7 protein-coding genes and 2 pseudogenes are annotated in these 10864 nt (G+C 38.7%); 2 read left to right on the top strand and 7 right to left on the bottom strand.

Features of this window, described 5'->3' with window-relative positions:
- Positions 1–2 precede the first annotated feature (2 nt).
- The 7 genes and pseudogenes from IO68_RS25415 to IO68_RS34180 form a co-directional block, all read right to left on the bottom strand.
- On the bottom strand, positions 3–3578 hold the full coding sequence (locus IO68_RS25415) for a hypothetical protein (RefSeq protein ID WP_023013366.1): 3576 nt from the start codon (positions 3576–3578) through the stop codon (positions 3–5).
- Positions 3579–4110: 532 nt separating this feature from the next.
- Entirely contained in the window at positions 4111–4695 is a 585-nt protein-coding gene (locus IO68_RS25420) for a class I SAM-dependent DNA methyltransferase (RefSeq protein WP_023013367.1), read from the bottom strand.
- Positions 4696–4884: 189 nt separating this feature from the next.
- Positions 4885–5346 carry a Mov34/MPN/PAD-1 family protein gene (locus IO68_RS25425; RefSeq protein ID WP_023013368.1) on the bottom strand — a complete coding sequence of 154 codons (462 nt, stop codon included), beginning with the start codon at positions 5344–5346 and terminating at the stop codon, positions 4885–4887.
- Entirely contained in the window at positions 5336–7102 is a 1767-nt protein-coding gene (locus IO68_RS25430) for an E2/UBC family protein (protein ID WP_227502887.1), read from the bottom strand. Before IO68_RS25430 ends, IO68_RS25425 begins: the two co-directional genes overlap by 11 nt.
- A 4-nt stretch (positions 7103–7106) precedes the next feature.
- Complete coding sequence (locus tag IO68_RS25435; RefSeq protein ID WP_023013370.1) at positions 7107–8408, bottom strand: CBASS cGAMP synthase; 1302 nt, start codon at positions 8406–8408, stop codon at positions 7107–7109.
- Positions 8405–9508, bottom strand: coding sequence for a CBASS cGAMP-activated phospholipase (locus IO68_RS25440; RefSeq protein WP_023013371.1), 1104 nt, complete (start codon positions 9506–9508; stop codon positions 8405–8407). Before IO68_RS25440 ends, IO68_RS25435 begins: the two co-directional genes overlap by 4 nt.
- A gap of 63 nt (positions 9509–9571) precedes the next feature.
- A pseudogene (locus tag IO68_RS34180) lies at positions 9572–9670 on the bottom strand (transcriptional regulator); the annotation flags it as partial.
- A gap of 55 nt (positions 9671–9725) precedes the next feature.
- Between IO68_RS34180 and IO68_RS25445 the strand changes: the two are divergent.
- Together IO68_RS25445 and IO68_RS34005 are read left to right on the top strand one after the other, a co-directional pair.
- Positions 9726–10659: pseudogene (locus IO68_RS25445) on the top strand (IS5-like element IS17 family transposase).
- Between the two features lie 39 nt (positions 10660–10698).
- Positions 10699–10848, top strand: a complete 150-nt coding sequence (locus IO68_RS34005) for a hypothetical protein (protein ID WP_023013375.1) — start codon at positions 10699–10701, stop codon at positions 10846–10848.
- Positions 10849–10864 lie beyond the last annotated feature (16 nt).

Below are 10864 nucleotides of genomic sequence, written 5' to 3' on the forward strand. Positions count from 1 at the left end.
GCTTACTCCACATCAGTCGCTAAAATTTCTTCAGCTCCCTCTGGAATCGGCTCGATTGGATCAATCAAGTCTTCATTCTTCAGAATAACGTATTCTTCGAGCTTGCCGATTAAGGCTGGCAGACTCATGACGACTTCGCCTTTATTTAGACGACTCGACACTATGACTTCACCAAGCTCTTGAATGCCAGTGGTGCCACGAATATGGGAAGGCTCAAGTACCGGAGTGAAGTTTTTGCCAGCTGTAGGACGTTCAGACTCAAAGTAATGCAGTCCACGCAATACAGAGCGAATTGATTTCATTTCATTGGAATCATTCACATCAATAATATTACTGTGCAATCTGATTCGTTTATCATTATGAATCGAATGCTCCTGACTGGTTAACATATAGAAATACGAACAAATACCATTCTGAGTACGAACACCCACAGTACGTTTAGTCGCAAAGCTATATACGGACAAGGATTGTTTATATTCTTTTTGATTGATGATCGCCGTATGGTACTGATGGTGCGGTACCTCATAGACACGACTGTTATCACTGGTTTTTAAGCTCAGTGCTGGGATCGTATCAGACTGGAATGGATAGAAATTCATATTCGGGAACAACTGATCAAGTTGATCCAAAGCACTTTCACTTTCATGAATCAAGTTGCTGGTTTCAGTCTTACCGATCTTACGCTGTGCAAAATGGTGTGAAAGCAATACAACATCTTCAAAACCATCTGACTGCAGTTTTTCGATGATACGGTGCATCGCCTTACTTGTTCTCAGATTGTCTTCAGCAACTGGGGCATGACTGACCTTCTGTAGTGATAAGCGACCCTGTTTATCGTTGATACGCTCAAGTGTATAGACGTAGCAGATGTAGCCATAATCTGGTTTAAGAAGTAGCAAATCCTTCTGATGCTGATACTTAAATTCCACATCATTCTCAGGTCGAGAGTTATAGCTAATACAGGCAATTTTGTCCTTAGTGCCCTCAAATGGGATGATGATTTCTGAATATCCTGACAGTGCTTCAATTGCAGCCTGAATACGGTAAGTGACTGTTTTATCCATAGCGAGATTCACCGGGGCACAAACTCGCTCACCATTTTGATTACCATAAGGCATAGGATCTGGTTGATACTTAAGCCCCTGTACCTTCACAATAGCATCATCATTGTTCAGCAACTTCTCAAGGGTATAAGCGGTGGCATACGCTCGTTTACACTCAGGATTAAACCCACCTTTTTGGATCTTTTTTGATTTCCTTTGAAATTGGGCTTTTTCTTCATTCTCATGTTCATCAACTGAGTCAATTCGCATTAGAGGTACATATAAGCGCTCTTCAATACCCAGTTGATTTTTTACTTCTTTAATCAGATGTTTAAGGAATAGATGAATCGCAATCGAAAAACATGACGTACTGATGATCAAAGCATTTTCTTTTTCATCCAAACATAATTGAGCATGGCCGCCTTTTAGGTCACTCAATCGAAATAGCTTAGATGAATAATGAATCATGACCTTGTATTTAGATAACAAGTTGTCATAACTTAAGCTCTCAGGATGATAAAAATGTGGCAGCCCATTGTCGCTGACCTTCTTGTTGGTCGGCACCATCAATACTGGTAAACAAGGAATATTCAGATTACGAGCGACATCAAATTGATCTAGGTCGGTATTAGGATTCTCAATCGGTACCAACGTTCGAATTTTCAGTGTGGAATTAAACTCAATCTCGCTTAGGGCTTTACGAGCATAATCATTCTTTCGAATGATTTCGTCTTGGCTCATTTTCGCCAATTTTTTACGGCTAGCATCCACCATCGAGATGTAGCTGTAAAAGTTCGATTCTTTACCCTTAAATATACTAAAGAACTGTTCCGCATCTTCACCAATTGAACTCTTGAATACATCTAGATTCACAATACTTGGAAGGATGTAGAGTACAGTTTTAAGACTACTATCCTTTTCCATCTCACTAATGATGGAATCCAGATTCGCTTTTAGCGCTGTAGTGATCGTAGACGTGATCGCCTCCATTCGCTCATGCATTTTTTCGGTATTGAGCTTTTCGTCTAAGATACGAGTAAGGTTAAGTCGGATTTTTTGAGGATTCTTGAATGCATCAACCAGTTTATTGAATGCCCCTTCAAAATCTGAAATCTTCATGTCTGCCCCAGATAGAACGAAGTACATCATAATGAGCTGGAACATCTCTACTTGAGCAACGCGATCTGAGCACTCTTTGCTTAATCGTTCTTCAGAAATCGGCTGACCTTTATCATCCACAATATCCTTCAGCAGCAATGCTTTATTGATAGTATGCAGACGAGCTTCATAAGCAGTCAGCATGGTATCTGTACCCGAACGGTTGCCTTTGCTTGTCTTATAATTGATCTGCAACTTAGAGTTAAATGAACTTACTTTTTCCTCTTTAACAAACTCCCCATTCACTCGAAAGGCATAAGTGACTTCACGTTTTAGAGATAGCCCTTCCTTATCCTCATGACGAATATCATTCATTTCAATTTTTGGTTTTACCCAGATTGGCAAAGCATCTGTTGCTCCAACATAGGCCAGCAAACCATTAAAATCAACTTTACCTACAGCGCCATAGATAGCACTAAAGTCAATACCATAGTCCTTAATGGTTTCCGTTGTCTCCTCATTCCATGGAGCAATTCGATTACCAAAAATCTCAAAGAAAGCAATTGCTTTACGGATATAGGAAACAGCGGACTCACGCTTGAAATCGTTACGCTCAGTCTTCTCAATGTGATCCGCAATGATCTCCATAATTTTGAAGCAATTTCGGATACGAGCTCGTGATAGTGCTTTGATTTCTACGAAATGAAGTAGATTTTGGATATCATTATTTTCAGCAGAACATTCATCATCAAGAATTTCCTGCATACGTTCAGCAACCTCTAATGGCATCTTTTCACCAGCTGAGTAGGACTGCTTCACAATGGCTTTGATTGCCTCGCAAACCTCTTTCACCCATTGAGGTTTGCTGATTTCTTCAGTAACAGTGAAAAGTCGTAATTCGCCATCTTTTGCTTTTAAGTCGTTTGTATATTGCAAAGAAGCTACTTTAGATTGTCCTTTGACTTGCATAGGATACTGAGAATTTTTGGCAATCACTGGATCAGAATATTTGAGATCGCCTAAGAATTGGTTGAGAAAATTCAGTGCCATACCTGTCGGAGCATTTTGAAGTACTTGCTGAACAATTTCAGACATCACTTGGTCTAAATCACGATAGGTCTGGGCAGTTTTAGCTTCAGATTCCTTATCAAATAAAGTGCTTATTCTGAGTTTTGAATCTTCAGGTAATAATTGAATATCTTTGATGATGTTATAAATTGGCTTTGAATCGTTTTTAGTCCCGATCTGCTTAAATACTGCAGACACAAAAGCGGTGGCATCAAAATGCAAATTATGAGAAGGCCCATAATAATTGAAGAAATGATCTGATTGATGGTTTTTAAGAGTCCCCACCATAGCTTTTAATAAAGGGGAAAGAATTATTTTAGGTGCGAGTGTACTTAGTTCAGTACTAGAACCATTGTTATTTAATTGCATTAAGTTTTATCCATGACAAAGTTGGCACTAAGAGGTATTTTTATATTTATTAAATATCAAAATCCTCTGTCTGAACTTTGATCATATTTTTTTTAATTAAGAATGTAAATATAAGTTATTTAGAGATTTCTTAAATCGCCACACATATCTTGATATTATGGGAGTAATTAAATCATATTGATAACCATAATTTTCTATATAACTTGGAAACTTGTACAGTAAAATGACTTCATAAACAGATGCGGATTAAAAACCATGGAATCCTCGGTAGCCTATAAATAACCGAAGTTATAAGTAGAGGTTAAGCAGCCATTAAAGGTGATCTTCCTTTGTTAGCTTGGTGTGGTCTTTCATGATTCGAATGCCACACCCAATCAGTTCTGTAATCCTTGTGTCCTGCCATTTTTCAATAGCTAATCGTTTGAGAATAATCAATAGTGAAAATTTATAATGACCACTAAAACTCTCCGACTATAGAACCAGTTTGATATTTTTTAGGAATTTCAATTTTTTTTGAGCTGTAAGAATAAAATCAGGCATGTTTTTTCCAAAGTACATTCAGCCATTTTTCTTGTCGATCAGGTCGCTGATCTACTGTAATCCACTGTTTTAATACCCTAACCCCATTCAACTGGTCTAACAATTCCTGAGCCTGCTCTTCATTTAAGTCAGTAAACGCCCTACCGCCTTTTACTCTATCTGCTGTTCCATATTTAAAAGACATATAGCACACACCGCCACGGCGTAATGCAGCATGAATACGTTTTAAAACATCAGGGAGTCTATTACGAGCACAATGTAGTAAAGAGGCACATGCCCATACCCCATCATAAACATCGTGCATATCAAGCTCATAAAAACTTTGCTGCTGAACAGCGATACCAGTCAGTTGGCTCGCTCGTTCGACCAATACTTCAGAATAGTCGATAGCATCAACTTGATAGCCTTTATTTTTAAAAGCCAAAGTGTCACGCCCTGAGCCACAGCCTAAATCCAGGATCCGTGCTGAATCTGGCACCTCAGCTAAAAATGGTTGGTATAGACTTTCCATATCCACATACAACGTGGCTTGTAAAAATTGATCTGCGTATTGGTTGTAATAGTCTATTGTTTTCATATTGGTTGCTTAGGCTAAACACTGACCCCAGTCTACTAAAAAACAAAAAGATAAGGGAGCATTTGTTATTACTAGTAAGTAATACTATATAAATTGCATAAAAAAGATCCCTAATTGGGATCTTTTTTATTAATAAATGAATAATTCAAAGTGAAAATTACTAGTAAAAACTATATAAGTTATAAAACTCTAAACTTGTTTTAATATTTCAATCTTGTTTTGGATTTTCTTACCTACCCAAAAATGTGTTCGTCCAGCAATAATCAAAATCAGCGGTAATTCTGATTTGAGACTCTTATGCCAACTGGTGTAGTCAGTCATGGAAGGGTTTGGTACATCTTCTGGATGTGTATGCCACTCACCTAAATAGTGCCATTCGCCATTACTTTTCTTGAAAGCATCATCAATAGCCTGTTGATGATGTTTACTTATTCGATCCACCATGAATCTGCTTCTGATATCCAATTGGCTAGGTTCTGATAGATCTGTTATGACTATATGAATGCCTCTACGCTCACCTATCAAGACTCCAGCACTTTCGGGGCTAGAAAGGCTCATTTGTCGGTATGAGAGCAGTATATTTGCCACTTCAATCGAGATTACAACTAAGGATTCATCTAGAGCTTTGAAAACGAGTTCTTTATCGACCATTACATATGTCACAAAAGTCTTGTTTTTTAATCCAAGTCGGCTTTTTCGTGCGACTACCCATGAAGATATATTCTTTATAATTCCAGTCCCTTTCGAGTTCTAAAGTGGATAAAACCGCTTCTTGCATTAATGCTGCTGTCATAACACTGACTGCTGCATCATACGGTGTGTATGTGTTGCCACATGAAACTTTCTTTGGGTTTAGATCTAATAGCTTCTCAAAACGAATATCGGTACCATTTTTATAGAATGACGGATCACCGCATAGACAATTGTAACAACCATCTGAGCTATCGATGAATACTTTTGATGCGATTCCATTGCCATCATTGAATCCATGAACAATGGTAGGTCTATCTTTAGCATCAATCTCTCGGCTAACTTTTGCTAAGCGCTTTGAAACAGGCCCTCGACCAGTGGCATCAATCACAATGTCATAAAGTGATAGGAAAGCCTTCATAATAGGAAACCCATATTTATGAGCTTCAACATTTACCATGAGGTGGGTTGAATCAATAAGTCTATCTTTTAATGCTACTGCTTTGTGTTTACCAAAATCTCTGGTACTCAATGTATGGCGACCAAAATTGTGTGGTCCATAGGTATCATGATCATATAAATCTAAACTTTTGCTTCCCATGCCGGCACCAGACCGAATCAAAAGCTCTGCCAAGTATCCCCCAATGGTACCGCAGCCAATTAAAGCGATACGCTTTGTTCGAAGATCCCCAATCTCAGGTCTAGATCTATTACGGGAGAGAATCGTATCTTTATCCGACTTTTCAAATGCAAATCTTTGAAATTTATTAAAAGCGAATTTACCCATAAGGACGCTACTTGCTCTTACTAAATCAAGTTTTCTTGCCCCTTTACCTTTTTTTCTCGGATTGGCGTAAGTCGTAAACTGTACTGCTTTTAGATTTAATTCGAGTACTACACCGAATGTATCTTGTTTATAAACATCCAGTACAATCAAGTGATGTTTAATGGTTGGATGGGCCACAAAATACTGAATTAAATGTGCTTTGGCATTGTGGTCTACGTGAGATAACCATTGAAAGAGAGCCTTGGCATCTTTCGGTGGCCAATGGACGCCAGAAAGCTTGATAGGTCTAACCATAAGACAAAAAACATTAAGTTTTCGCCTGTCTGTTTCTTCAAGTGATCTTTGGCTTAGCCATTTTTCATGAATATCTTTATCTTTGGGACCGAACAATAAGGATTCAGTACATTTAAAACCATCCTTAGTAATGTTTCGAGTCAGATAAGCAATTTCACCATTCAATGAGTTTAAATCGGACAGAACATAGGCTAGTCGTTCAGCTTTCCAGTAAGCGACAAATTCACCCTCAAGTTCAACCTGATCTACTTTACCGTTCTTTAAAGACTCAATCGAAATATTTAAAGTGTGTTGAATTTGGTAATCTATAGTCCTATATAGATTACCTAGATCATTAGGATTCCAATCGGCTTCCATTTGTTCAACGTAGCAAAGATTCCCATTATTGTTGACATGGGGAAGTAGCATGTCATCAAACTGTGATGGTTTGCTGATGATGTGCGCCCACGGCAAAATAGTATAAACGTCATAGTTTATTTCTAGGGCAATAGTGAATATCCCTTCAGAAGTTGAGAAATCTTTTAGGTAAACAGGATATTTCTCTTCAATTGAAGATAGAGCTTTATATTTCTTTCGTTGCTTGGCTGTCAGGTATTTATATCCGCAACCAAGCATTACAGCATGTAATTCCGACACTCAATCAACCACTTTTCATTGAAGAGCTGATAATAGCTGCTTCTTTAGCTTTTAAAGGGGCACTTTTATAAGCCGGAGCGGCTGCTTGAGATACGATAAGACTTAAATCCTGAACACGATCGCCATACTCACCATTGAGAATATCTAAAGCATCTTGCTTGGTAGGTGCAGCGTATGCGGATTCGAGTGAATCAACCAATTGCTCTAGCTTCTGCATGACTTCTTTGTGCTTAGGTTCATGCTCATAGTATGGAGGGAACAAAGGACGTTCATCATTTTCATCAGGACTCTCTACGCCATTGCGGAAAGTATCTGGTAGTTCTCTTGCTACCGTCAGCATCAATAATCCAAAATCTTTCGGATCTACAGTAGTACGGTCCAAGATGTCCACCACCGCTGCCATTAAAGAAATTGATGATGGACCATTACTTTCTTGCCAATCACCAGCATCACGCCATGCTTTAAGGATGCGACAAACTTTTCGTAGATGCTGACCAGTACGTTGACACGCATCTTGGAACCACAAATGGACATCTTTAGGGTCGCTTTTAATCCATTTTGCATCGTCCTTGCGTACAGCTAGATTTACACAGTCAGTTTCAATTTGATCATAGAGAGCATGGTCGGCAGCTGAAACGCTGTCGTACATTTCACCAAAGATCTGAGAGGCTGCAGACTTTCTGATGAGCTCCTCTTTTTCAATGAATTTTTCAAAAGGAATGGCATACATCGGTACGTCTATATGGACGCTTTCGGCAGGTATTTTGATACGTCCACACGTTTCTTTGGGTTCAAATGACCACCCATAGTGTTCAGCAGCCAAAGATTTAAGAGAGGCATCTACCAATAACAATAGAAGCTGATGACCAATTGCGGGCTTATCTTCAAAGAACTGCATTGGAAGATAAGTGCCATCATCAATGTCCATTTCTTGAGTAGGTTTATATGGACGATTCAATGTGTCATACATGAAGCTTCCTTGCGTCCAAAAGCGAGGATTAATCTTCATAAACTCAGCTATAAGATCAGATGAAAGCTCCATAATGAGTTCAGATAACTTTCGTTGGTCATCACCTGAAAGATAATTGAAATGGGTATTCTTAAACTCATAACGAAGAAGAATTGCAGAATCAAATTGCTTGGATAACTTTACAAGTTTTCTAGCTTCGTCAAATACATCGCGTGTTCGTTCACGGACAATTTGACGTAATGCTTTTAAGCCATCTTTCTCATGATCAGCAAGGATTAGCTTACCGATTAGACCAGTATCACGATTAGTATAGTAGCTGTGAAAATTCCAGGTCATGCTGCCACCCCATTATTATTAGATTTAACAAACGGTTTTGCTGTTCTTAAGAAAAATTCGCGTAATTCTTTGATTTCGCTGTATCTTTCAGCACCCAATTTTTCTCCCATGCCTTTTAGGGCATTTAGACTACTCTGTGATGCATTATCTAAAGTAATATCAGAAGATGCTTCGTTCGGAATAGTTTCATCAATTTCAATGTAATTATTTGAGATGCCAAGTACTTTTAGTTCCCGTAACAACATAAAGCGCTGTAAATGTTGGTTAGCAGTCATAGTACTTAAAACAAGACGTTCGCCCATTCCCCATAGGCCTAAATAACCCTTTGAGCAATTTTGGGATAAAGTCTTGGGCCCGATACAGTAATTCTCGCTTAAAGTACCAATATTCAAGATTTTCACATCTTTAGGCTCTGCATTTGGGAAGTCATTTTTCATGTCGATCATGACTTCACGAATACCGATAAAACTAGGGTTGTTAGAAACTAATCCACCATCAGCAAAATAGTGATTTAGTTTGCTAATAAAATGTGGTTTGAAATAGGTTGGTGCAGCGGATGTGGCCATTGCTGCATCAATCAACTTGATTTCGCCATCAAGCGTAAACATAGGATTATGTGGTGTCTTGAAAAACTTTGGTTTACCAGTAGACAGGTTCAGTGATGTAATCATTACTCGACGTTCAAGATCATCGAATGTGATGGTGTCACCAATCATACTTTTCACAGTTTCATACAAAGGATCACTTTTGTAGATTGGATAGAATGGTGTGATCCATTTTTTGAATCTGAAACGTCTTGCCGGGAAAATATGTGGCGCACTTTTTTCAAATGTTTCCTGTAATTCCCGAGCACTTTTACCGCTTGCTAATCCAAGTGCCAAAATGCCACCTATAGATGTGCCTGTGATCAAGTCAAAGTAATCACCAATTTTGACACCGGTTCTTTTCTCTCGTTTTTCGATAATTATTTCAAGTTGGGCAAGCAAACTGATAGTAAATAAACCACGTACACCACCACCATTTAAACTTAAAACTTTAATTTTTTCTGAATTGTCTCGCGGTGATACACTTTGCGGTTCAGATTGTTGAAAAGTAGTCATTATGTTCTCTTTTTTATTAAGTTTTTTTTATATTGTGTCAAAAAAATACATTTCAAGAGAAAATTAGGGCAATAATTTTTTTACCTCAATGTCAAGAATCGATGCAATGAGATAGAGTTTTTCCACTGTTACATTAACTTGACCACGTTCAATACGCCCCATGGGCTTTGTTGCACAAACCTATCTGTAAAGGCTTTTTCAGCGATATAATTTTCAAATGAAGAAGCCTACACACAAAATCTACCGCACAACCAATTGGCCCGCATATAACCGAGCACTCATGAGTCGCGGAAATATTGCCATTTGGTTTGATCCTGCTACGCAATGGTATGCTCCATCAAAAGGCAAACAAGGGCGAAATCAAACCTACTCCGACGCAGCTATCCAATGCTGCTTAATGATTAAATCCTTATTCCGTCTATCTTTACGTATGGTCACTGGCTTTGTGCAAAGTCTGATTAAACTTTGCGGATTAAATTGGACCGCACCAGATTACAGTACGCTTTGTAGAAGACAAAAGCATATTGATATTGCAATCAGCTACCAAAAAAAGTAGCGATGGGCTGCATCTACTCGTAGACTCTACAGGCATGAAGTTTCTAGGTGAGGGCGAATGGAAACGCAAGAAACATGGAGCTGAATATCGTCGCCAATGGCGTAAACTACATATTGGTATAGATGCCAAAACCCTACAAATACGCGCTATTCAGCTCACAACCAATAATGTCAGTGATTCACAGGTGCTTGGTGATTTACTTAATCAGATTCCACAAAATGAGCAGATTGACTCTGTTTATACCGATGGAGCTTATGACACCAAGCAATGCCGTCAGGTCATTGCAGATCGGCAAGCACATGCGGTGATTCCACCTAGAAAAAATGCGAAACCATGGAAAGATACAAAGAGTAGCTCGCTAGAGCGAAATGAATTACTTCGAACAGTTAAACGTTTAGGCAGGACATTATGGAAAAAATGGTCAGGCTATCATCGCCGCAGTTTGGTGGAAACCAAGATGCATTGCATCAAATTATTAGGCGATAAATTAATGGCAAGAAGCTTTCCTAGTCAGGTGAATGAAATTCATGCACGTGTAGCAGTCCTCAACAGATTTACGGAATTAGGTCGACCACTTACCCAAGTTACGCCTTAAATTTGGCTCAATTAGGGGCGCTTTGCATTTCAAATCTTTGTGCAACAAAGCCATGCAGAGAAAGTCAATCAAGAGGTCACAATATTACCAGCATTGAATGGTCTGTTGTTACCAAGTGAAATAGAAGCATTAAAAGATGCTATTAATGAGAATAAGATGACACAACGTGATTGGACGGTATCACAGTGATGTGTGCTGAGAAAAC

The sequence above is a fragment of the Acinetobacter sp. COS3 genome (assembly GCF_000475335.1).
In the GTDB taxonomy this organism is placed as follows: Bacteria; Pseudomonadota; Gammaproteobacteria; order Pseudomonadales; family Moraxellaceae; genus Acinetobacter; species Acinetobacter venetianus.

Excerpts from the sequence above, each read along its gene's own strand:
- IO68_RS25415 (WP_023013366.1), bottom strand. The coding sequence starts at position 3,578 with ATGCAATTAAATAACAATGGTTCTAGTACTGAACTAAGTACACTCGCA.
- IO68_RS25420 (WP_023013367.1), bottom strand. The coding sequence starts at position 4,695 with ATGAAAACAATAGACTATTACAACCAATACGCAGATCAATTTTTACAA.
- IO68_RS25425 (WP_023013368.1), bottom strand. The coding sequence starts at position 5,346 with ATGGTCGATAAAGAACTCGTTTTCAAAGCTCTAGATGAATCCTTAGTT.
- IO68_RS25435 (WP_023013370.1), bottom strand. The coding sequence starts at position 8,408 with ATGACCTGGAATTTTCACAGCTACTATACTAATCGTGATACTGGTCTA.
- IO68_RS25440 (WP_023013371.1), bottom strand. The coding sequence starts at position 9,508 with ATGACTACTTTTCAACAATCTGAACCGCAAAGTGTATCACCGCGAGAC.